General features: G+C 73.5%; 16 protein-coding genes. 6 read left to right on the top strand and 10 right to left on the bottom strand.

Translation table 11 applies throughout. The annotated features are described in order from the left end of the window. Nucleotide 1: 1 nt before the first annotated feature. A complete protein-coding gene (locus ACH499_RS21410) occupies nt 2–493 on the top strand; it encodes a transglycosylase SLT domain-containing protein (protein WP_356197640.1) in 492 nt (163 codons plus the stop codon). Nucleotides 494–541: 48 nt separating this feature from the next. Here ACH499_RS21410 and ACH499_RS21405 read toward each other — a convergent pair whose 3' ends face one another. Next, nucleotides 542–1,351: an HAD family hydrolase gene (locus ACH499_RS21405; RefSeq protein WP_356197639.1), complete on the bottom strand. Its 810-nt coding sequence runs from the start codon at nt 1,349–1,351 to the stop codon at nt 542–544. A gap of 213 nt (nt 1,352–1,564) precedes the next feature. Between ACH499_RS21405 and ACH499_RS21400 the strand changes: the two genes are divergently transcribed. From ACH499_RS21400 to ACH499_RS21390, 3 genes are read left to right on the top strand one after another with little or no spacing between them, the layout of a single operon-like run. Then, nucleotides 1,565–2,650 carry a GNAT family N-acetyltransferase gene (locus ACH499_RS21400; protein ID WP_399017599.1) on the top strand — a complete coding sequence of 362 codons (1,086 nt, stop codon included), beginning with the start codon at nt 1,565–1,567 and terminating at the stop codon, nt 2,648–2,650. A 30-nt stretch (nt 2,651–2,680) separates the two neighbouring features. Then, nucleotides 2,681–3,973 carry a glycosyltransferase gene (locus tag ACH499_RS21395; protein ID WP_399017597.1) on the top strand — a complete coding sequence of 431 codons (1,293 nt, stop codon included), beginning with the start codon at nt 2,681–2,683 and terminating at the stop codon, nt 3,971–3,973. After that, nucleotides 3,970–4,800 carry a polysaccharide deacetylase family protein gene (locus ACH499_RS21390; RefSeq protein WP_399017595.1) on the top strand — a complete coding sequence of 277 codons (831 nt, stop codon included), beginning with the start codon at nt 3,970–3,972 and terminating at the stop codon, nt 4,798–4,800. Before ACH499_RS21395 ends, ACH499_RS21390 begins: the two co-directional genes overlap by 4 nt. A gap of 16 nt (nt 4,801–4,816) precedes the next feature. Here the strand turns inward: ACH499_RS21390 and ACH499_RS21385 are convergent, their stop codons facing one another. The 5 genes from ACH499_RS21385 to ACH499_RS21365 all read right to left on the bottom strand — a co-directional run bounded on the left by ACH499_RS21385 (nt 4,817) and on the right by ACH499_RS21365 (nt 11,991). Next, entirely contained in the window at nt 4,817–5,938 is a 1,122-nt protein-coding gene (locus ACH499_RS21385; RefSeq protein ID WP_399017593.1) for a glycosyl hydrolase, read from the bottom strand. After that, nucleotides 5,935–6,399 carry a hypothetical protein gene (locus ACH499_RS21380; RefSeq protein WP_399017591.1) on the bottom strand — a complete coding sequence of 155 codons (465 nt, stop codon included), beginning with the start codon at nt 6,397–6,399 and terminating at the stop codon, nt 5,935–5,937. Before ACH499_RS21380 ends, ACH499_RS21385 begins: the two co-directional genes overlap by 4 nt. Further along, a complete protein-coding gene (locus ACH499_RS21375) occupies nt 6,396–8,420 on the bottom strand; it encodes a glycosyltransferase (RefSeq protein ID WP_399017589.1) in 2,025 nt (674 codons plus the stop codon). Before ACH499_RS21375 ends, ACH499_RS21380 begins: the two co-directional genes overlap by 4 nt. A gap of 81 nt (nt 8,421–8,501) precedes the next feature. Then, nucleotides 8,502–10,829 carry a lipopolysaccharide biosynthesis protein gene (locus tag ACH499_RS21370; protein WP_399017587.1) on the bottom strand — a complete coding sequence of 776 codons (2,328 nt, stop codon included), beginning with the start codon at nt 10,827–10,829 and terminating at the stop codon, nt 8,502–8,504. Further along, complete coding sequence (locus ACH499_RS21365; RefSeq protein ID WP_399017586.1) at nt 10,822–11,991, bottom strand: DegT/DnrJ/EryC1/StrS family aminotransferase; 1,170 nt, start codon at nt 11,989–11,991, stop codon at nt 10,822–10,824. Before ACH499_RS21365 ends, ACH499_RS21370 begins: the two co-directional genes overlap by 8 nt. 445 nt (nt 11,992–12,436) lie before the next feature. Here ACH499_RS21365 and fahA point away from each other — a divergent pair, with 445 nt between their 5' ends. Together fahA and ACH499_RS21355 are read left to right on the top strand one after the other, a co-directional pair. Further along, the gene (gene fahA, locus ACH499_RS21360) at nt 12,437–13,648 is read left to right on the top strand and encodes a fumarylacetoacetase (protein WP_356197621.1); all 1,212 of its coding nucleotides are present in this window, start codon (nt 12,437–12,439) and stop codon (nt 13,646–13,648) included. A gap of 431 nt (nt 13,649–14,079) precedes the next feature. After that, nucleotides 14,080–15,018 (top strand): M56 family metallopeptidase, encoded by a 939-nt coding sequence (locus ACH499_RS21355; RefSeq protein ID WP_399017584.1) that lies wholly within the window; start codon nt 14,080–14,082, stop codon nt 15,016–15,018. A 70-nt stretch (nt 15,019–15,088) separates the two neighbouring features. Here ACH499_RS21355 and recQ read toward each other — a convergent pair whose 3' ends face one another. The 4 genes from recQ to nuoL all read right to left on the bottom strand — a co-directional run bounded on the left by recQ (nt 15,089) and on the right by nuoL (nt 22,586). After that, the gene (recQ, locus tag ACH499_RS21350) at nt 15,089–17,134 is read right to left on the bottom strand and encodes a DNA helicase RecQ (RefSeq protein ID WP_399017582.1); all 2,046 of its coding nucleotides are present in this window, start codon (nt 17,132–17,134) and stop codon (nt 15,089–15,091) included. 255 nt (nt 17,135–17,389) lie between these two features. Beyond that, a complete protein-coding gene (gene nuoN, locus ACH499_RS21345; RefSeq protein ID WP_399017580.1) occupies nt 17,390–19,048 on the bottom strand; it encodes an NADH-quinone oxidoreductase subunit NuoN in 1,659 nt (552 codons plus the stop codon). Beyond that, complete coding sequence (locus ACH499_RS21340; RefSeq protein WP_356197612.1) at nt 19,045–20,616, bottom strand: NADH-quinone oxidoreductase subunit M; 1,572 nt, start codon at nt 20,614–20,616, stop codon at nt 19,045–19,047. Before ACH499_RS21340 ends, nuoN begins: the two co-directional genes overlap by 4 nt. Nucleotides 20,617–20,621: 5 nt before the next feature. Further along, nucleotides 20,622–22,586 (bottom strand): NADH-quinone oxidoreductase subunit L, encoded by a 1,965-nt coding sequence (nuoL, locus tag ACH499_RS21335; RefSeq protein ID WP_399017577.1) that lies wholly within the window; start codon nt 22,584–22,586, stop codon nt 20,622–20,624. Nucleotides 22,587–22,592 lie beyond the last annotated feature (6 nt).

Here is a 22,592-nt window from a genome sequence, read left to right as displayed (position 1 = left end):
CATGCCTGCCAACGGTCAGAACCGTCACACCCGGACCGCTCGCCTCGCCCGCAAGCTGGCCCTCGCCGGCACCGGCGCGGCCGTGCTCGCCATGCCGCTCGTCGGCGCCGCCACCGCGTCCGCCGCCACCCCGGCCGCCGCGACCACCGCCACCACGGCGGCGACGACGTACCCGGACAACCTCGACGGCTGGATCCGCGAGTCGCTCGACGTCATGGCGCAGCACGGGATCCCCGGGACGTACGACGGCATCCACCGCAACATCATGCGCGAGTCGTCCGGCAACCCGCTCGCCATCAACAACTGGGACATCAACGCCATCAACGGCACCCCGTCCAAGGGCCTGCTCCAGGTGATCGACCCGACCTTCCGGGCCTACCACGTGGCCGGCACCTCCTGGGACCCGTACGACCCGGTCGCCAACATCACCGCCGCCTGCAACTACGCGGCCGACCGCTACGGCTCCATCGACAACGTCTTCGGCGCGTACTGAGCCGTACCACCAGGAAGTGAGCCGTGACCGGCCCCCACCGGGCGGGTCCTAACCGGCTCCGAAGACGCGTTCGAGGACGACGGCCACGCCGTCGTCCTCGTTCGTGAGGGTGACCTCGTCCGCCACCGCCTTGAGTTCGGGGTGGGCGTCCGCCATGGCGACCCCGTGCGCCGCCCAGTGGAACATCGGGATGTCGTTGGGCATGTCGCCGAAGGCGATCGTCCGCCGCCGGGTCAGGCCCAGGTGCTCGGCGGCGAGCGCCAGCCCCGTCGCCTTGGTGACGCCGCACGGCTGGAGCTCCACCGTGCCCGGCCCCGACATCGTGACCGTGGCGAGGGAACCGACCACCGCGCGCGCCGTCGCCGCCAGCTCGTCGTCGGACAGGCCGGGGTGACGCAGCAGCACCTTGCTGACCGGCTCGGCCCACAGCTCGTCGCGCCGCTCGACGCGGACGGCGGGCAGGGTCGGATGGGGCATCAGATAGCCCGGCTCGATGAGCGTCAGCCCGTCGACGCCGTCCTGGTCGACCGCGGCGTACACCTGGCCCACCTCGGCCTCGATCTTGCCGAGCGCCGTCTCGGCCAGTTCCCGGTCCAGGGTGACCGACCACAGCATCCGGTCCGCGCCGGCGTCGTAGACCTGCGCGCCCTGGCCGCACACCGCGAGCCCGGTGCAGCCGAGGTCCTCCAGCAGCGTCCGCACCCTCGGTGCCGGCCGCCCCGTCACCACCAGGTGCCGCGCCCCGGCCCGGGTCACCCGCGCGAGCGCGGCCAGCGACCGGTCGGAGACGGTGTCGTCGCCTCGCAGCAGCGTTCCGTCGAGGTCGGTGGCGACGAGTGAATATGCGGTGCGGTCCATGATCAGAGAATACGGACACCGCACCTGTCGGACTCCCCCACGACCGGTTGCGCACGAGGACGTTCGCAGGTGTCCGAATCCTGACGCAACACCGTCTAAAGGCGGTTAAAGGCCTGTGCACCAGTTGGCAACAACATGGTCTGCCTTCTACCCCGCGGACTGACCCCGGGGGTACCTTCCTGTTGACCAGGGGGACTTGATCGGGGGGTCGGGTTGAGCGCCGGACGTGTACGCGTGCTGAGGCCGGAGGAACTGGGCGAGGGGGAACGGGAACACTGGCGCGCCCTGCGGGCCGGGTCGGCGTCGCCGCGCAACCCGTTCATGGAACCGGAGTTCACCCTCGCCGTGGGCCGGGTACGGCCGCGGGCGCGGGTGGCCGTCCTGTACGACGCCGGTGAGGCGGCCGGTTTCCTCCCGTACGAGCGCGGGCCCCTGGGGGCGGGCCGCGCGATCGGGCTCGGCGTCTCGGACTGCCAGGGAGCGGTGCTGCGGCCGGGGCTGGTGCCGGACACCCGCCGGCTGCTGCGGGCCTGCTCCCTGTCGAGCCTCGCCTTCGACAACCTGGAGGCCGAGCAGGGCCTGTTCCTGCCCTGGGCCGCCGAGGAGCACACCGCCTACGTCATCGACGTGGAGAAGGGCTACGAGGCGTACGAGAACGTGCTGCGCGCCCAGTCACCGAAGTTCCTGAAGACGACGCTCGCCAAGGAGCGCCGGCTGGGGCGCCAGGTCGGGGACGTCCGGTTCGTCTTCGACGAGCGCGACCCGGCGGCGCTGCGCACGCTCATGGAGTGGAAGTCGGCGCAGTACCGCAGGACGGGGCGGCGGGACCGGTTCGCGCAGGAGTGGATCACCCGGCTCGTCGGGCGGCTCGCGGAGACCCGGGCGCCGCAGTGCACGGGCACACTGTCCGTGCTCTACGCGGGCGGCCGGCCCGTCGCCGCGCACTTCGGGCTGCGCTCGGCGTCGGTCCTCGCCTGCTGGTTCCCCGCGTACGACCCGGAGTTCGCGAAGTACTCGCCTGGGCTGGTGCTGCACCTGCGGATGGCCGAGGCCGCCGCCGCGGAAGGCGTCGGCACGCTCGACATGGGGCGGGGGGCGGCGGAGTACAAGGACTCGCTGAAGACCGGTGAACTGCCCGTGTACGAGGGGACGGCGACGCGTCCGGGGGCGGGCGCCGCGCTGCACTGGCTCGGCCGCGAACCGGCCCGCCGCGCGCACGGCTTCGTGCGCGACCGGCCTCGGCTGGCGTCGCTGGCGGCACGCACGCTGAAGGGGGCCGCACGGCTGCGCCGGCCGTGACGGAGGGGCAACCACGAGGGGGGTGGGCGCGTGGCCGGTCGGCGGCGTGCGCGGCAGGAGATCCAGAGGTTCCTGGACACGGAGGCGGTGCAGGTCGCCGAACTGGACCTCGCCGAAGGGGAGGAGCCAGTCCTCAGACCCGGCCCGGGCGGTCCGCCGGTGACGTCCGGGCCGGTGTTCGTCCTGGTCCGCAGGGCGGGGCGGCCCGTGGGCACGCTGCTGGCGCGGGTGCCGGAGGGGGCGGACCCGGCGCGGGAACTGGCCTCGCGGGCCGGGGCACTGGGTGACGGGAGACCCTCCGGGGCGTCCTCCGCGCCCGTCCCCCGTCCGCCGGCCGCCACCGTCGTCGTCGCCACTCGGGAGCGGGCCGCGCAGCTCGGCCGTGCGCTCGACTCGCTGCTCGCCCAGGACCATCCGGACTTCGACGTCGTCGTGGTCGACAACGCCCCGGTGACCGGGGAGACCCGCGAGCTGGTCGAGCGGAAGTACGGCGAACGCGTGCGGTACGTGTGCGAACCGGTCCCCGGACTCGCCGTCGCGCACAACCGGGGCCTCGCGGCCGTACGCGGCGAGGTGGTCGCCTTCACCGACGACGACGTGATCGCCGACGCGCGCTGGCTCACCGAACTGACCGCGCCCTTCACCGCCGACCCGCGTCTGGCGTGCGCCACCGGGCTGATCCTGCCCGCACGGCTGGGCACCCCCGCCCAGGTCCTGCTGGAGAGCCACGGCGGCTTCGCCAAGGGCTTCACCCCGCGCACGTACGACCCCGAACACCCGCCCGCCGACGAACCGCTGTTCCCGTTCACCGCGGGCCGCTTCGGCTCCGGCGCGAGCATGGCCTTCCGTACGGCGGTGCTGCGGGCGGTCGGCGGCTTCGACCCGGCGACCGGCGCGGGGACGCCCGCGCGGGGCGGCGACGACCTGTACGGCTTCGTGCGCGTCCTCGCCCACGGCGGGCGGCTGCACTACACCCCGACGGCCCTGGTCTGGCACCACCACCGGGAGACCTGGCGGGACCTGGAGACACAGGCGTACGGCTACGGCGCGGGGCTCACCGCATACCTCACCGCGATCCTCGTGAACCGGCCCGCGCTGCTGCCGGCGTTCCTCGCCCGGCTGCCGCGCGGACTGGCCCACGCCCGCGGGCTGACGGCCGTACGCGACACGGACGGCGGCGGCGCGCCGGGCGGCCACGACGAACGGACCCACGCGTGGCCGCGGCGGCTGTCGCGGTTGCAGCGCAGGGGGATGCTGTACGGACCGGTCGGCTATCTGCGCGCACGGCACGCCCACCGGGCCGCGGTCAGGGGGACGCGATGAGGACGACGGACCACCGCGACGGGGACGCGCCGGCCGGGGGCGCCGTCCCCGTCTTCCTCTACCACGCCGTGATGGACGACCCGCCGGACTGGATCGCCGAATTCACCGTTGGCCCCAAGGAGTTCGCGGCGCATCTCGACGCGGTCGTCGACAGCGGGCGCACCCCCGTCACCATCAGCGCGGTCGCCGACCACTTCGCCGGGCGGGCTCCGCTGCCGCCCCGCCCCGTGGTGCTCACCTTCGACGACGGCTTCGCCGACCTGCCGGGGCCCACCGCCGAGGCGCTGACCGACCGCGGGCTGCCCGCCACGGCCTACCTCACCACCGGGGCGGTCACCCCGGGCGGCCGCAGCCTGCTGCCGCCCGCCCCGATGATGACCCTGGACCGGGCCGCCGGGCTGGAGGCCGCCGGCATGGAGGTCGGCAGCCACACCGTCACCCACGCCCAGCTCGACACCCTGCGCGCCGAGGACCTGGCGTACGAACTGCGCACGTCGAAGGCCGTGCTGGAGGACGCCCTCGGCCATCCGGTCCGCCACCTCGCCTATCCGCACGGCTACAACAGCCCCCGGGTGCGGGCGATGTCGGCCCGCGCCGGCTACGAGACGGCCACCGCGGTGCGGCACGCGCTCAGTTCGCACCGCGACGAGCGGTACCGCATCGCCCGGCTGATCGTGCGGCGCGGCCACACCGTCGCCGACGTCCAGAGGTGGCTGGCGGGTGAGGGAGCGCGCGTCGCGCCCTATCCCGACGCGCCCCGGACCATCGCGTGGCGGTGGTACCGGCGGGGCCGCGCGCTGCTCCGGGGGCCCGAGTTCGCGGGATGACGAGGGGCGGCCCCGGTCATCCGTGCGGCTGGTTGAGGTACGGGTCGCCGGCCGCCCCGCGCAGCGCGGCCCACGCCTCGTCCCCCGCCACCGACAGATCGCAGTACGGTCCCGGGTCGCGGTAGTTCCACTGGAGGGCGGCCTTGACGCCCTCCAGGTTCTCGAGCACCCGGGGCACCTGCTCGTACCAGCCGGCCTGGCGGTCGGGCCGGTCCGGGTCGGAGGCGGTGCCGAACTCCGAGAGCATCAGCGGCTTGTCGTCGGAGACGTGGCGGCGGATCCAGTCGTGGCTGGCCTGCTGGGTCTCGGCGAAGGTCAGCCACTTCGCCCTGTGGCAGCGGTAGTAGTTGTACTGGTTGTAGCCGATCCAGTCGACGTACCCGTCCCCCGGGTACATGCGCCGGAAGAGGTCGGCGTGGTTCAGGTAGCCGGTGATGATCCAGGTCCACACCACGTTGTCGACGCCCAGCGCGCGGAACCGGTCGTGAACGTGCCGGTAGGCCCTGACGTACTCCTCCGGGGTGCCGTTCTGCGGGGTGCGGGTGTCCATCTCCAGGTCGAAGGAGAGGAAGACCTTCTTGCCGGTGCGCTCCCCGTACTCCTTGACCCGGCGCGCCTGGACGTCGATCACGGAGTCGTCCAGCTCGCCGTCGGCGATCTGCTTCCAGGTGGGCTGCTGCCGCTCCGTGCCGCCCCACCACTTGCTCTCCCAGGACAGCAGCAGCATGCGGTCCTCGCCCACGCGCTGCTCCTGCTCGGTGAGCAACTGGCCCTCCAGGCGGGTGCCGGTGACCGCGGACATGTCGTGGTACGTGTACACGATGTCGAGCCTGCGGCCCACGCGTTCCTCGTAGGCCGCGACCCTGTCGGCCAGGTCGGCCTTGTCGTGCGGCACGAAGGCGCCGAACCAGGCGCCGCAGGGCGGTTCGAGGAGCGCGGTGGGACGGCACCTCGGGTCGTCGGCGGGGCTCGCGGGCCCCGATGCCTCGCGCAGGGCGAGCACCGCGATCAGCACCGCGCAGATGGCGGTGACGGAGGTGACCAGCAGCCGCCGTCGGCCGGCGCCTCGCGGCCCGCGGTGCCGGCCGGTCGTCGTCGGTCTCGGCGGCGTGCGGCGGACCGGCCGGGCGAACCTCACGGAGCGGAGCCCTTCCTCGTCCCCGGCACCGTCTCGGGTGCCGCCTCCGGCGTCGTCTCCGGCGCCGGGGAGGCGCGCAGGCGCGGGCAGAGCATGGCGAGCGTGGTCAGCAGGGTCAGCACGAGCAGCGTGCGGTCCCCGCTGAAGGCACGCGCCGCGATCAGCACCGTCGCGACCAGCACGGCGGCGGCGACGCTGAGGAGGACGGCCAGCATCAGCCGTTCCAGCAGGTCGGAGTGGCGTTCGAAGTCCGCGTCGTGCCGCTCCACGGGCCCCTCGGCCCGGTGCGCGCGCAGCGCGGGGCCGCAGATCCTGACCAGGGCGGCGCCCGGGCCGACGGCCAGGAACAGCGCGACCGCCGCCCCGCGCGCCGGTGACCCGTCGGGCAGGGCGAGCGCGGCCAGCGCCAGCCAGCCGCCGAACGCGGGCAGCACCCGGATCACCAGGTCCTGGGGTTTCATGACCGGCTCCCTTCTCGGCTCGCCGGCTCGGCGCCCGGCTTCAGGACGTAGAGCACGCCGGCGCTGTTCTCCGCCACGCGGGCGAAGCGCGGCGAGGCCGCGACGGACTCGCGGATCCGGGTCAACTGGGCCCGATCGAGCTGCCCGTTCATCTCCGAGTTCGCCATCTGCCCCTGGGTGAGCAGGAAGTAGGCCCGGCCCGGCCGCTCCACCCCGGCCATGTCGCGGGCGAGGGTGGCGGCGGGGTCGCGCACGATCTCGTCGACGTGGCGCCGGTCGTCGTCGAGGAACCAGTAGTGGTCGACGCGCCAGTACGCCTCGTGGGCCAGCGGGGAGTTCCGGTTGGCGGCGACGACCAGGGAGCCGTCGGGCGCCCGGTCGAAGAGCTGCTGGACGAGGGCCACCTCCCGGGGCGGGAAGTAGCTGAGGCGGTCCTTGCCGGAGTAGCTCGGCACGAACGCGAGCGTCCCCGCGAGCAGGGCGAGCAGCGGCGCCCACACGGCGGCGCGCGGGGCGGACACGGCGGGCCGGCTCCGGGTGGCGGCGCCCTCGGCGGGCCGTCCGGCAGCGGCGTCGGCGGTCTCGGCGGCCAGTGTGCGCACCTTCGGCAGCAGCGCGGCGGCGGCGAAGAAGGCGGCTCCCGGCAGCATGAACATCAGCACCCGGAAGATCATCTCGCTGCCGTAGCTGCTGGCCGCGAACATCGGCAGCGGGGCCGCGGCGATCAGCAGCAGCGGCAGCGCCCGGCGCCGCAGCACCCGCTGGCGCAGCACCCCGGCCAGCGCCAGCAGCAGCACGGAGCCGGACAGCAGCCGGGCCGCCCAGGAGGTGGCCACCGCACCGGTGCCGGTGGGCGTGGTCCCGTACCCGGTCTCGACGTTGGCGCCGACGTCGCCGATGGAGCGGATCATGTCCGGCAGCGCGGCGGACAGGAAGGGCAGCGCGGCCGTGAGGCACCAGGCCAGGAAGATCACGACCGCGGTGACCATCGGCACCCAGTCGCGGTAGCGGCGCGCGCACGCCAGGACGACGAGGGAGACGACGAGCATGCCGGGCGTGAGCTGGTGCGAGACGACGATGGCCGTGACCAGCACGGTGAGCAGCACCGTCCACACCGCCTGTCCCTGCCGCCCGCCGGACCCGCCGTACCGGCGCAGGACGACGGCCAGGACGCCCAGGTGCAGGGCGAAGGCGACGGACTGCGGGGAGAAGTAGTCCTGGCCCACCCAGTTGGCGACGAAGAACAGCCACACGGCCGTCCAGATCAGCCTGCGGTCCTGGGTGAAGGTGCGGTAGACCAGCAGCAGCGGGAGCAGCAGCATCAGGCTGGAGACCAGCGGCCACCAGGCCATGTACGCCGCGGCGTCGTCCACGCCCAGCAGCCGCACCAGTGCCGCCTGGGCGGCGAAGAAGCCGGGCCACTGGTCGTAGACGGCCATGTCACCAAGCCGGTCGGCGCCCTGGAGCCGGCCGGAGGTGAGCAGGTGGTCGATCACCGCGTCGTGCTTCCACGCCCAGGCGTACAGCGGGGTCGGATAGAGCACGGCCTGGGTGGCCCGCTCCATCACCAGCAGTCCGAGGACGTACGCGAACGACCAGCCCTGCCCGCGGCGCGGGTCGCGGACCGTGAGCCAGAAGCCGGTGGTGAGCACCACGAGTCCGGCCCAGAAGGCGGGGTGCAGGGCGGTGACGAGTCCGTAGTCGTCGAGGCGGGACACGTCGGTGTGCCGCACCGCGAAGGCCCACAGGGCGAGCGCGGCGAGCAGGGCGACGGCGGGCAGGGCCGCGGAGGCGGCGCGCGCCGTCCGGGCGGCGGGGGCCGGGCCGGGTGCGGACGCCGTGGGCGGCTCGGCGGCGTGCTCCGGACGCGCGGACACGTCGTCCGGCGTCCTGCCGGCCGAGTCGTGCGGACCGCGGGCGGCCCCCTCGTACGCGGAGCCCGCCTCGGGCCGGGAGGCCGTCCCCTTCACCGGCGTGGCCGGGTCCGGGCCCGGCGCGTCCGGGGTCTCCTGCCCGGGCACGGGCTCTGGTGCTGATCTCTCCCGTGAAGTTGCTGGCGGACGCACGACGGTTCCCCCCTGGCGGTTCGGCTCTGTGCTCGATCAGTCCCTGGACGGGTCGTTCGGTCTGCTGCGCTGAGGGTGTCCGGTCACGGCGGCCCGGCGGCGAGGCGACGGGAGCAGGACGGCGAGGACGAGCAGCAGGAACAGCGGCGGAGCGACGGGCGCGAGATCCCGCTGCCAGACCCAGCCCGCCACGGCGGCGAGGTACAGCACCCCCCAGCGCCCCTGCCACGACAGCCGCCCGGCGGCCTTAGCGAGCAGGGGCCACAGCGCCACCGGGCACAGCAGATGGAGGACGAGCGGCGCCCAGCGCAGAAGGGGACCGGGTCCGTCCAGACCCACCGCTTCCGCCAGGAAACCGGCCGTCCTCCCGTACAGCGCCCCGTCGACCGGCTGCGGCTCCCGGCCCAGGGCGACGGGGGCGGCGTACAGGGCGAGTACGGCGGAGCCCAGCGCGGCGCCGGGCAGCCAGGGGTCGGCCCGGGCGTACAGCGTCACGGACGCCGCGAACAGCACGAGCAGGACCGCGCCCGCGACGAGCGCCGCCGGCGGCAGTCCCCGCAGGAGTGCGCGCCCCGTGACTCCGGCTGCCGCCCTCGACCCGTCCGTCAGCCACGGGAGTTCGCGCACGGCGGCCCAGAAGGCCAGGGTGGCGGCGGCGAGCAGGGCCCACAGGGCGTTCCCCAGGCGCCGCTGGGCGCGGGTGCCGGCGTCACCCTCCACGCGGTCGCCGGGCGCCTGCGCGGGCGTGGTCGCGCGGTCCGGGGCGGGGCTCGGCGCCGGGTCCGGTCCGGGGGCGGGGCCCGGGTCCGGGGCGCGGGCCGGGTCCGGCTGTCGTGTCGGGCGGACGACCAGGGCCGGCGTGTCCGCCCGCAACGCCTCGCGTTCGTAGCCGGGGCGGCCGATGAACAGCGCCGCCGTGTCGTCGTCGGGTCCCCTGCCCTCGTACGCGGCCCGGCGCGCCCAGCTCGTGCCGTACCCGGCGCCGGCGTTCAGCCGCGCCCAGCGGGTGCCGTAGTCGGGGCCCTCCGCCTCCCGCCCGCGGCCGCCCGTGCCGTCCCCGCCGCGCAGCGCGGACCGCAGACCGGGCACGCAGCCCACGGCGACCAGGGACATGCTCAACAGCACCGCCCACCCGGCGCCCGCGATCCCGGCCGGTGTGAACAGCACGGCCGCGCTGCCGAGGACGAGGGTGCACATGGCGCCCTGCACGGCGGCGAGCACGCCGGTGCGCCCCTGGACGCGCAGCACGCCGATGTACAGCTCGACGACGATCCTCGGCAGCGCCCCGACGGCGAGCAGCCGCAGCACCGTCGAACCGTGCTCGGCGTAGTCCGCGTCGAAGGGGGCGAGGATCTGCGGGGCGAGGACGACCAGGACCAGCACCACCGGCACCAGCAGCAGGATCATGCGGCGCAGTGCCCCGCGGACGCCGTCGGCGAGGCGGCGGGGGTCGTGCGAGGCGTGGGCGGTGAGCGAGGAGGCCATGTTGATGGCCATGAACTCCATGGTGCCGCCAACGGTGTACGCCACGTAGAAGTAGCCGTTCTCCGCGGCGCTGAAGCGGACCGCGACCATCACCGGCAGCAGGTTGATCATGGCCAGGCTGAACAGCGCGCCCAGCGAGTCCCCGGCCAGGAAGCGGCCCATCTCGCGGATCCTGGGCGGTTCCACGTCGCGGTCGGCGGCGGCCTGGCGCGGGATGAGTCTGCGGAAGATCAGCCAGCCCAGCGGCAGCGTGGAGAAGGCGATGGCCACCGCCCAGGACACGAAGATGCCGAGCACCGGCAGCGCGGAGGCGAACACGGCCAGCAGGATCAGCTTGCCGACCGAGAACACCGCGTTCCCGGCCGGCACCCACTCGGCCTTGCGCAGCCCCGTCAGCACCCCGTCCTGGAGGGTGAGCAGCGCCCACGCCACGCAGGCGGCGACGAACAGGGCCCCCGCGGCGGGCGTGCCGAGCGGCGCGTACGAGGCGCCCCACAGGTCGAGGGTGAGCAGGAAGACGACGGCGGCGAGGGCCACGACCACCGAACTGGCCACGTACGCGCGCCACACCAGCGGCGCGGTCGCCCTCCCGGCGCGCGGCACGAAGCGGACGACGGCACCGATCATCGTGGTCGCCGTGATGCTCGCCAGCAGCCGCATCGCGGCGATGGCGGCCGAGCCCTGGCCGACGGCCTCCTCCGAGTAGTAACGGGCGGCCACGAGCCAGAAGCCGAGGCCGAGCACGGCCGAGACGCCGGTGCTGAGCATGAGGAAGTAGGCGTTCTTGAACAGCGAGTCGGCGCCCTGCCCGCCCACGGCCGGCTCCGGCCCGCCGCCCGCGGGTGCCTCGGCGGCCTCCCGCACCCGCGTCTCAGCCACGGGACGGACCCGGTCCTCGTGGCGCCTCGGCCGGCCGCGCCCCCGACTCCTCCAGCGCCTTCACGACCGTACGGGCGCGCAGCGGATCCACGGGCAGCGCGTGCCGCGCGAACCAGCGCGCCCCCTCGGGGCTGGGCGAGAGGTCGGTGAACTCCGCGCCCGCGTAGTCGTCCAGCGGCGGGTCGTAGAGGTATCCGACGACGATGCCCCGCCGGGCCAGCGCGCCGATCGCCGCGTCCCGGTCCGCCACGAACAGCGGCACCCGGAACAGCGGCTGCGCGCCCTCCGGCCGCCGGCCGCCGGGCGGACGGGCCCAGCGCGTCGACAGCAGCAGTTCGGTGCCCGCGCGGCAGCCCGCGAGCACGTCGTCCAGCCGGTCGAGCCGGCGCCCGACGCGCCCGAGCCGGAAGAGGCCCGACCGCAGCCGGTAGTCGTGCATGTCGACGCGGACCCACGGATCGTGCGCGTCCAGGTCCGGGGCGGCGGCGGCCGCGCGGGCCAGCTCGCGCGGCCGCAGCGGCATCCGGATCTCCTCGCGCTCCACCCTTCCCAGCAGCCGCATCGTGGCCCAGGCCGCCCGCCGCAGCCGCAGCCCACGCACCGCGGCCTCCGCGTACGGGCGTACCGCGTAGGCGGCCTCGGCCGTGGACCGGCGGGGCAGCAGCAGGTCCTCGCAGGACTTCGCCAGCGCCTCCCGGAGCCCCGGGTCGGCGACCGAGAGGATGCCGCCGGCCTTGGCGCCGACGTGCTTGGAGAGGCTGAACACGGACGCGTCGCCCCAGGTGCCGACGGGCCGCCCGCCCACCTCGCTGCCGATGGCGTGCGCCGCGTCCTCGAACAGCGGGATGCCGAGCGCGTCGCAGCGCTCCCGCAGGGCCGGTGCCGGGTCCGGGTTGCCGTACAGATTGGTCGTCAGTACGGCGGACAGCGAACCCCACACCTCCTCGGGCACGGCGTCGACGTCGAGGGACGCGTCCAGCGGGTTCAACGGCGCCTGCACGGGCCGCAGTCCGGCCGCGAGGACGACGAAGAAGATGACGTCGTCGTTGACCGGCGACATCAGCACCCGGCCGCCCGGCGCGCACCAGTGGCGCAGTGCCGCGTACAGCCCGAAACGGCACGACGGTACATACACGCATTCCCGGCCGAGCCGTCCGCGCATGGTCTCTTCCAGCCGCCGTGCCGGCTGCGAACCAGACCGCGCAGGACCCGGACCGGCCTCCCCTGTGGCCATCCGCCCCCCTGATGTGCCATCGGACGGCCCCCTCCCCGAGGCCTCCCGGCACCCGCCCAGAGTCTCCCCGTTCGCACCGCTCCGTCAAGATTGCCTCCCGGCCTGTGGACAACTTCCCGCACACGCGCGGCAGCGGAGCGCGACGTACCCGAATCCCCGTGCGGACGGCGGCGGGCGCCCCGGGGCCCGCCCGCTTCCCCACCCGTAACGGCACCGGCTCCCCCGCGCGCACGCCGGCCCGTCCGTCCCCGGCCGCCCCGCCCGGCGCCGCCACCTCGTCGGACACTGCCCAAGACCCCCGCGGCACCCGTAACGTGTGGCCCGGCCACGGATCACGTGGCGCACGGCGAGCACGAAAGCGAGGCAGCACCCGATGCCCCCCTTCGACGTCCCCGAGGGCGACCCCTTCGGTCCGCACAACCTCCCGTACGGCGTGTTCTCGATCCCCGGCAGGCAGGAGCGGACGGTGGGCGTCCGGCTCGGCGACCACGTCCTGGACGCGGGCGCGGCGGCCCACGCACTGGGCTCGCCGTACGCGTCCCTGCTGGCGCGGCCGACCCTGAACCCGCTGCTGGCGGCGGGCCGCACCGCCTGGTCGGACGTGCGGCGCGCGGTGACGGCCTGGGTGACGGTCCCCGCGCACCGGGAGACCCTGGAGCCCCTGTTCCACCCCCTGTCGTCCGTGACCCTGCACCTGCCCTTCGAGGTCGCGGACTACGTCGACTTCTACGCGTCGGAGAACCACGCCCGCAACGTCGGCCAGATCTTCCGCCCCGACGCCGCCGACTCCCTCACCCCGAACTGGAAGCACCTCCCCATCGGCTACCACGGCCGCTCGGGCACGGTCGTCGTCTCGGGCACGGACGTCGTACGGCCCTCCGGGCAGCGCAAGGCCCCCACCGACCCGGCTCCCGTCTTCGGCCCGTCCGTCCGCCTCGACATCGAGGCCGAGGTCGGCTTCGTGGTGGGCACGCCGTCCGAGCAGGGCCGGCCGGTGGCGCTCGGCGACTTCCGCGAGCACGTCTTCGGGCTGTGCCTGCTCAACGACTGGTCCGCGCGGGACATCCAGGCGTGGGAGTACGTCCCCCTCGGTCCGTTCCTCGGCAAGTCCTTCGCCACCTCGGTGTCGGCCTGGATCACGCCGCTGGACGCCCTGGACGAGGCACGGGTGGCCCCGCCGCAGCGCACCCACGAACTGCTGCCCTACCTGGACGACGCGCAGGAGGAACCGGGCGGCTACGACCTGCGGATCTCCGTCTCGGTCAACGGCCAGGTGGTCTCCGAGCCGCCGTTCTCCACCATGTACTGGACCGCCGCGCAGCAGTTGGCCCACATGACCGTCAACGGCGCCTCGCTGCGCACCGGCGACCTCTACGGCTCCGGCACGGTGAGCGGGCCCGCCGAGCGGGAGCGGGGCTCGCTGCTGGAGCTGACCTGGAACGGCCGCGACCCGCTGGAACTCCTGGAGGGCAAGCGGGCGTTCCTGGAGGACGGGGACGTGGTGACCCTGTCGGCCTGGGCTCCGGGCCCGGACGGCGCGCGGGTGGGGCTGGGGGAGGTGACGGGGCGGATCGTGGGGCGGTGAGCCGCCTCGGGGGGCGCCTCGCCCGCCGCGGCTGTGGCGGGCCGGTGGTCGACGGGTGCCCGGCGTCCGTGCCGAGGCCGGGCGGGCGCCCGGTCCCGGCGTCGTGGACGCCTGGTCCCGGCGTCGCGGGCGCCCGGCGTCGGCGCCGGGGACGGACGGGTGCGCGACCCGGCGCGGACCGGGCGCATCCCGGGCCGTCCGGACGCCGGGGGAGGCTCAACTGCCCCGCGGCTGTGCGGAGATGCCGTGGATTGGTGACCGTCGGGGCCTGACTCGGGTCGCCGGCACCGTCATACTGGGGCGGGCGGTGTTCGCCGGCGGGTCGCGGGGCACCGATCGCGGACCGGCGCCGCGGCACCGCCGAACCAGCACAGCACCACAGCACCACAGCCAGAGCCGCCCCTTCCGACCCAGGATCCGGAGCCCGTGGCATGACCGTCTGCCTGCTCCTGCTGTTCGTCGTCGCCGTGACCGCCGCCGTGCCGGTCCCGCGTGCGCTGACCAGGGCCTCGTGGCCCGAACGGGATCCCGTGGTCGGGCTGTGGGTCTGGCAGTGCCTGGTAGCCACCGTTCTGCTGTGCTGCCTGACGTCCCTCGTGCTCGGCGCCGCCGCCGTGTTCGGCACCGTGCGCGCCCAGCTCTTCGCACCGGCGCCGCCCGCGGTGACCGCCGCCTACAACCTCTCCGCCGGCCCGCCCTGGACGGCACTCCTCACCCTGCTGCTGGCCGGCGGGGCCGCCTGGACCTCCGCGATGCTCGCGCGCGAACTGGTCGAGGCCCGCCGGCGCCGCGCCCGCTCCCGCGCGCACCTGCGCGAACGCGCCCCCGACCTGCCCGCGGGACTGCCCGCGGCCCGCGGTCCCCTGCTGGTCCTGGAGGACGAGTACCCGGACGCCTGGTGGATGCCCGGCAGCCCGTCCCAGCTCATCGTCACCACCGGCGCCCTGCACCGCCTCACCGACCGTCAGCTCGACGCCGTCCTCACCCACGAGCGCGGCCACGCCCGGGCCCGCCACGACTGGCTGCTGCACCTGTCCACCGCCCTGGCCACGGGTTTCCCGCGCGTCCCGCTGTTCGCCCACTTCTGCGACCAGACCCACCGCCTGGTCGAACTCGCCGCCGACGACACCGCGTCGCGCCGCTGCGGCCACCTGACCACGGCCCTCGCCCTGATCGAGCTCAACCAGCACCGGGGCGTCCTGTCCTGCGCCTCCAGCCACCGCCTCCTCGGCGAGCGGGTCGACCGCCTCCTGGAGCCCCGGCCCCGCCTGGAGCCCCGCCACCGGGCCCTCACCACGGCGACGGCCGCTCTGGTCCCCCTGCTCCCCCTCCTCATCACCTTCGCCCCCGGCCTCACCGCCCTGGCCTGACCGGGCCCGCGACGACGGCCGCGACACCCTCCGGGGAAGCGCCGGACACCCCGCGGCGACGCCCGGCCGACTACGTCCAGTCGTCGGGCTCCGGCTCCTCGTCGGGCCACTCGTCCGGCCCGAAGCCGGAATCGGAACCGGAGCCGGAACCGGTATCGGAACCGGCACCGGTATCGGAACCGGCACCGGCACCGGCACCGGCACCGGCCGGAGAGTCCGGCGCCGGTGACGCCTCACCGGCCAGACCGGCGAGCACCGCCAGCACCCCCTCCCCGTACGTCGCCAGCTTCTTCTCGCCGACGCCGCCGACCCCTCCGAGCTGACCGATCGAGGTGGGCCGGACGGTGACGATCTCCCGGAGCGTGGCGTCGTGGAAGATGACGTACGCCGGGACGCCCTGCTCACGGGCCTGCTCCGCACGCCAGACCCGGAGCGCCTCGAAGGCGGGCAGCAGCTCCTCGGGCAGTTCGGCCGCGGCGGCGGACGCCTTGCGCTCCCCGCGGGCCCCCGCCGCCCTGGCGGAGGCCGGCTTCTTCGGCTCCTTGCGCAGCGGCACCTCACGCTCCCGCCGCAGCACCGCCCCGCTGGCCTCGGTCAGCACCAGCGTGCCGTACTCCCCCTCGACCGCGAGCAGTCCCTGGGCCAGGAGCTGCCGGATGACCCCGCGCCACTCCCCCTCGCTCAGCTCCTCGCCGATGCCGAACACGGAGAGCTGGTCGTGGTCGAACTGGATGACCTTGGCGGTGCGCCTGCCCAGCAGGATGTCGACGATCTGCCCGGCGCCGAACTTCTGCCCGCGCTCCCGCTTCAGCCGCACCACCGTGGACAGCACCTTCTGCGCCGCGACCGTGCCGTCCCAGGTCTCCGGCGGGGTGAGGCAGGTGTCGCAGTTGCCGCAGCCCTCCGCGTCCGGGTCCTGGCCGAAGTAGGCGAGGAGCTGGCCCCGGCGGCACCGGACCGTCTCGCACAGGGCGAGCATCGCGTCCAGGTGGGACTGGGCCCGCCGGCGGAACGCCTCGTCGCCCTCGCCCGACTGGATCAGCTTGCGCTGCTGTACGACGTCGTTCAGGCCGTACGCCATCCAGGCCGTGGACGGCAGTCCGTCGCGTCCGGCGCGGCCGGTCTCCTGGTAGTAGCCCTCGACCGACTTGGGCAGGTCGAGGTGGGCGACGAACCGCACGTCCGGCTTGTCGATGCCCATGCCGAAGGCGATGGTCGCCACGACGACCAGGCCCTCCTCCCGCAGGAACCGGGACTGGTGGGCGGCGCGGGTGCCCGCGTCCAGACCGGCGTGGTACGGCACCGCCTCGATGCCGTTGCGCGACAGGAACTCGGCGGTCTTCTCGACGGAGTTGCGGGAGAGGCAGTAGACGATGCCCGCGTCCCCGGCGTGCTCCTCGCGCAGGAAGCTCAGGAGCTGCTTCCTCGGATCCGACTTGGGCACGATCCGGTACTGGATGTTGGGCCGGTCGAAGCTCGCCACGAAGTGCCGCGCCGCCGGCATGTTCAGCCGCTCGGTGATCTCGCGGTGCGTGGCGTGCGTGGCCGTCGCGGTCAGCGCGAGGCGGGGCACGTCGGGCCAGCGGTCGCCGAGCAGCGACAGCGTCAGGTAGTCGGGCCGGAAGTCGTGGCCCCACTGGGAGACGCAGTGCGCCTCGTCGATCGCGAAGAGGGAGATCTTGCCTCGGGACAGGAGGTCGAGGGTGGACTCCAGCCGCAGCCGCTCGGGCGCCAGGTACAGCAGGTCCAGCTCGCCGGCGAGGAACTCGGCCTCCACCACGCGCCGCTCGTCGAAGTCCTGCGTGGAGTTCATGAACCCGGCCCGCACACCGAGCGCCCGCAGCGCGTCGACCTGGTCCTGCATCAGCGCGATCAGCGGCGAGACCACGACGCCGGTGCCGGGGCGGACCAGGGCCGGGATCTGGTAGCACAGCGACTTGCCGCCCCCGGTCGGCATGAGCACGACGGCGTCCCCGCCCGCGACGACGTGCTCGACGATCGCTTCCTGCTCGCCGCGGAAGGAGTCGAAACCGAAGACCCGGTGCAGCGTGGCCAGCGCCTCGCTGTCCATGTCCCTCGTCTGTGCCATCTCGCCGATCACGCCCGTCCCGCCCATCGTCCCGTCCCCCGTACGCCCTGCCTGGTCCGTCCTGGTCCGCCCTGCCCCGACCACTGCCTCAACGATAGGCGCCCGCACCGACAGCCCAGGAGTTGTCCACAGGCTCCACCCGTCGCGTCCCGTGGCCGCCCCGTGGCCCGGAGCGACATCCGCCTGCCGGCGCGGGGAGCCCGTGCGCCCGCACACACGGCGGCGGCCCGGCACCCCCCGAGGGTGCCGGGCCGTCGTCACGGGTGATCCGCGGGCGCGTTGTCAGCGCACGAACACTCCCGCCTGTCCCGCGAGGTCCAGGAAGTACTGCGGTGCCACACCGAGGACCACCGTGACCGCCACGCCGACGCCGATCGCCGTCATGGTCAGCGGCGACGGCACGGCGACCGTCGGACCCTCGGGCCGCGGCTCGCTGAAGAACATCAGCACGATCACGCGGATGTAGAAGAACGCCGCGATCGCCGACGAGATGACACCGACCACGACCAGCGGGGCCGCGCCGCCCTCCGCCGCCGCCTTGAAGACGGCGAACTTCCCCGCGAACCCGGAGGTCAGCGGGATGCCGGCGAAGGCCAGCAGGAAGACCGCGAACACGGCCGCCACCAGCGGCGACCGCCGCCCGAGCCCCGCCCACTTCGACAGGTGCGTCGCCTCGCCGCCCGCGTCGCGCACCAGCGTGACCACCGCGAAGGCGCCGATCGTCACGAACGAGTACGCGGCCAGGTAGAAGAGGACCGACGAGATCCCGGAGGGCGTGGTCGCGATGACACCCGCGAGGATGAAGCCCGCGTGCGCGATCGACGAGTACGCCAGCAGCCGCTTGATGTCCGTCTGCGTGATCGCGACGATCGCGCCGGCCAGCATGGTGACGATCGCCACCGCCCACATCACCGGCCGCCAGTCCCAGCGCAGGCCGGGCAGCACGACGTAGAGGATGCGGAGCAGGGCGCCGAAGGCCGCGACCTTGGTCGCCGCCGCCATGAAACCGGTCACCGGCGTCGGCGCGCCCTGGTACACGTCCGGCGTCCACATGTGGAACGGCACCGCGCCCACCTTGAACAGCAGGCCCATCACGATCAGCGCGGACCCGACGAGCAGCAGCGCGTCGTTGCCCATGGTGTTCGCGAGCGCCGGGGTGATGTTCTGGACGGTGCCGTCGACGACCTGCGCGATCCTTCCGTAGGACATCGAGCCCGCGTAGCCGTACAGCAGGGCGATGCCGAACAGCGTGAACGCGGAGGCGAACGCGCCGAGCAGGAAGTACTTGACCGCCGCCTCCTGCGACATCAGCCGCTTGCGGCGGGCCAGCGCGCACAGCAGGTACAGCGGGAGGGAGAAGACCTCCAGGGCGACGAAGAGCGTCAGCAGGTCGTTGGCCGCCGGGAAGACCAGCATGCCGGCGACGGCGAACATCAGCAGCGGGAACACCTCGGTGGTGGTGAACCCGGCCTTCACCGCCTTCTGCTCGCTCTCGCTGCCCGGCACGGCCGCGGCCTGCGCGGCGAAGGAGTCGACCCGGTTGCCGTGCGCCGCGGGGTCGAGCCGCCGCTCGGCGAAGGTGAACAGGGCCACCAGGCTCGCCAGCAGAATGGTGCCCTGAAGGAACAGGGCCGGTCCGTCGACGGCGATGGCGCCCATCGCCGCGATGCCCGCCTTGGTCGTGCCGTACCCGCGCGCCGCGAGCGCGACGACCGCGGCGAACGCGGCGACCAGCGCGACGGCGGACACGAACATCTGCACGTAGTGGCGGGACCTGCGCGGCACGAAGGCCTCGACCAGGACGCCGACGATCGCCGCGCCGATGACGATGAGCACGGGCGAGAGCTGTCCGTACTCGATCTTCGGTGCGTCGATCTTCGCGATCGGGTCGGCCGCCGTTGCCGCCGTTGTCCACAGGCTGTGGACGGCTGTTGCGCTCACTTGGCCGCCTCCACCTCAGGCTGGGGGTCCTTCTTGTGTACGTCGGACATGGTCTGCTGCACCGCGGGGTTGACGATGTCCGTGAGGGGCTTCGGGTAGACGCCCAGGAAGAGCAGCAGCGCCACCAGCGGGGCCACGACCACCAGCTCGCGCACCCGCAGGTCGGGCATCGCCGTGACCTCGGGTTTCACCGGCCCGGTCATCGTCCGCTGGTACAGGACGAGGGTGTAGAGCGCGGCGAGGACGATGCCGAGGGTGGCGATGATGCCGATCACCGGATAGCGCGTGAACGTGCCGACCAGCACCAGGAACTCGCTCACGAACGGTGCGAGACCCGGCAGGGACAGCGTGGCCAGGCCGCCGATCAGGAAGGTACCGGCCAGCACCGGGGCGACCTTCTGCACACCGCCGTAGTCGGCGATGAGCCGCGAGCCGCGCCGGGAGATCAGGAAGCCGGCGATCAGCATCAGCACGGCGGTCGAGATGCCGTGGTTGACCATGTAGAGCGTCGCGCCCGACTGGCCCTGGCTGGTCATCGCGAAGATGCCCATGATGATGAAGCCGAAGTGCGAGATCGACGCGTAGGCGATCAGCCGTTTCATGTCGCGCTGGCCGACCGCGAGCAGCGCGCCGTAGATGATGCTGACGACCGCCAGCACGAGGATCACCGGCGTCGCCCACTTGCTGGCCTCCGGGAAGAGCTGGAGGCAGAAGCGGAGCATGGCGAAGGTGCCCACCTTGTCGACGACCGCCGTGATCAGCACGGCGACCGGCGCGGTGGACTCCCCCATGGCGTTGGGCAGCCAGGTGTGCAGCGGCCACAGCGGCGCCTTCACCGCGAAGGCGAAGAAGAAGCCGAGGAACAGCCAGCGTTCGGTGCCGGTCGCCATGGACAGCGAGCCGTTGGCCCGCGCCTCGGCGATCTCCGTGAGGGAGAAGCTCCCGGCGACCACGTACAGCCCGATCACCGCGGCCAGCATGATCAGTCCGCCGGCCAGGTTGTAGAGGAGGAACTTCACCGCCGCGTACGACCGTTGCGTGGCCGCCGTCTTCTCGCCGTGCTCGTGAGCCCGGTCCCCGAAGCCTCCGATGAGGAAGTACATCGGGATCAGCATGGCTTCGAAGAAGATGTAGAAGAGGAAGACGTCGGTGGCCTCGAACGAGATGATCACCATCGCCTCGACGGCCAGGATCAGCGCGAAGAAGCCCTGGGTCGGCCGCCACCGGCTGCTGCCGGTCTCCAGCGGGTCGGCGTCGTGCCAGCCCGCGAGGACGATGAACGGGATCAGCAGGGCGGTCAGCGCGATCAGCGCCACCGCGATGCCGTCCACGCCCAGCTCGTACCGGACGCCGAACTCCGCGATCCACGCGTGGGACTCGGTGAGCTGGTAGCGGTCGCCGCCCGGGTCGAAGCGGATCAGGACCGCGATCGCCAGCACGAGCGTGGCCAGCGAGAACAGCAGCGCCAGCCACTTGGCGGCGGTGCGTTTCGCGGCCGGCACGGCGGCCGTGGCGATGGCCCCGACGGCCGGGAGCACCGCCGTCGCTGTCAACAGGGGAAAGGACATCGGTATCAGACCGCCCTCATCAGCAGGGTCGCGGCGACGAGGACCGCCGCACCGCCGAACATCGAGACCGCGTACGAGCGCGCGAAGCCGTTCTGCAGCTTGCGCATCCGCCCGGACAGGCCGCCGAACGAGGCCGCCGTGCCGTTGACGACCCCGTCGACCAGGGTGTGGTCGACGTAGACCAGCGAGCGCGTGAGGTGCTCGCCGCCGCGGACCAGGACGACGTGGTTGAAGTCGTCCTGGAGCAGGTCGCGCCGGGCGGCCCGGGTGAGCAGCGAACCGCGCGGGGCGACGGCCGGGACCGGCCGCCTTCCGTACTGCGCCCAGGCGATGGCGACGCCGATGACCATGCAGGCCACGGTCGCCCCGGTGACCACCCCGGCGCTGATCGGCGCGTCACCGTGGGAGTGCCCGGTGATGGGCTCCAGCCAGTGCACGAAACGGTCGCCGATGCTGAAGAAGGCACCGCCCGCCACGGACCCGACGGCCAGCACGATCATCGGGATCGTCATGATCCTCGGGGACTCGTGCGGGTGCGGCGGCGTGTACGCGCCGCGCGTCTCGGCCGCGGGCTCCACGTCGGGCTGCGCCGGGGACGGCGTCGGGGCGTTGCGCCAGCGCTCCTCGCCGAAGAAGGTCATCAGCATCACGCGCGTCATGTAGTACGCGGTGATGGCCGCGCCCAGCAGGGCGCAGGCGCCGAGGATCCAGCCCTCGGTGCCGCCCTTGGCGAACGCCGCCTCGATGATCTTGTCCTTGGAGAAGAAGCCGGACAGGCCCGGGAAGCCGATGATCGCCAGGTAGCCGAGGCCGAAGGTGACGAAGGTGACCGGCATGTACCTGCGCAGGCCGCCGTAGCGCCGCATGTCGACCTCGTCGTTCATGCCGTGCATGACGGAACCGGCGCCGAGGAACAGGCCGGCCTTGAAGAAGCCGTGCGTCACCAGGTGCATGATGGCGAAGACGTAGCCGATGGGGCCGAGGCCCGCCGCCAGCACCATGTAGCCGATCTGCGACATGGTGGAGCCGGCCAGTGCCTTCTTGATGTCGTCCTTGGCGCAACCGACGATCGCACCGAACAGCAGCGTGACCGCGCCGACGACGGTGACGACCAGTTGCGCGTCGGGGGCGCCGTTGAAGACGGCCGCCGAACGGACGATCAGGTACACGCCCGCGGTCACCATGGTCGCGGCGTGGATGAGGGCCGAGACCGGGGTCGGGCCCTCCATCGCGTCCCCGAGCCAGGACTGCAGCGGCACCTGGGCGGACTTGCCGCAGGCGGCGAGCAGCAGCATCAGGGCGATCGCGGTCAGCTTGCCCGAGTCGGCAGAGTCGGCGAGTCCGGGGTCCCCGTGACCGCCGAGCACCGGCCCGAAGGCGAAGGTGCCGAACCACAGGAACATCAGCATGATCGCGATGGACAGGCCCATGTCGCCGACGCGGTTCACCAGGAAGGCCTTCTTCGCGGCGGTGGCGGCACTCGGCTTGTGCTGCCAGAAGCCGATCAGCAGGTAGGAGGCGAGACCGACGCCCTCCCAGCCGAGGTACAGCAGCAGGTAGTTGTCGGCGAGGACGAGGATCAGCATCGCCGCGAGGAACAGGTTCAGGTAGCCGAAGAAGCGGCGGCGCCGCTCGTCGTGCTCCATGTACGCGACCGAGTACAGGTGGATCAGCGAGCCGACGCCGGTGATCAGCAGCACGAACGTCATCGAGAGCTGGTCGAGCCGGAAGGCGACGTCGGCCTGGAAACCCTCCACCGGGACCCAGCTGAACAGGTGCTGCGTCAGCGTGCGTTCGTCGGCACCGTTGCCGAGCATGTCGGTGAACAGGACGACGCCGACCACGAAGGACGCCGCGGCGAGCAGCGTGCCGACCCAGTGGCCGACGGCGTCCAGCCGGCGGCCGCCGCACAGCAGGACCACCGCTCCGAGCAGAGGCGCCGCCACCAGCAGCGCAATCAGATTCTCCACGATTCA

The sequence above is a fragment of the Streptomyces sp. NPDC018947 genome, from assembly GCF_044390505.1.
Classification (GTDB): domain Bacteria; phylum Actinomycetota; class Actinomycetes; order Streptomycetales; family Streptomycetaceae; genus Streptomyces.
This window is presented reverse-complemented; position numbering and strand designations above follow the sequence as displayed.

Excerpts from the sequence above, each read along its gene's own strand:
- ACH499_RS21355 (WP_399017584.1), top strand. The coding sequence starts at position 14,080 with ATGACCGTCTGCCTGCTCCTGCTGTTCGTCGTCGCCGTGACCGCCGCC.
- ACH499_RS21380 (WP_399017591.1), bottom strand. The coding sequence starts at position 6,399 with ATGAAACCCCAGGACCTGGTGATCCGGGTGCTGCCCGCGTTCGGCGGC.
- recQ (WP_399017582.1), bottom strand. The coding sequence starts at position 17,134 with ATGGGCGGGACGGGCGTGATCGGCGAGATGGCACAGACGAGGGACATG.
- ACH499_RS21405 (WP_356197639.1), bottom strand. The coding sequence starts at position 1,351 with ATGGACCGCACCGCATATTCACTCGTCGCCACCGACCTCGACGGAACG.
- ACH499_RS21365 (WP_399017586.1), bottom strand. The coding sequence starts at position 11,991 with ATGCGCGGACGGCTCGGCCGGGAATGCGTGTATGTACCGTCGTGCCGT.
- ACH499_RS21410 (WP_356197640.1), top strand. The coding sequence starts at position 2 with ATGCCTGCCAACGGTCAGAACCGTCACACCCGGACCGCTCGCCTCGCC.
- fahA (WP_356197621.1), top strand. The coding sequence starts at position 12,437 with ATGCCCCCCTTCGACGTCCCCGAGGGCGACCCCTTCGGTCCGCACAAC.
- ACH499_RS21340 (WP_356197612.1), bottom strand. The coding sequence starts at position 20,616 with ATGTCCTTTCCCCTGTTGACAGCGACGGCGGTGCTCCCGGCCGTCGGG.
- ACH499_RS21390 (WP_399017595.1), top strand. The coding sequence starts at position 3,970 with ATGAGGACGACGGACCACCGCGACGGGGACGCGCCGGCCGGGGGCGCC.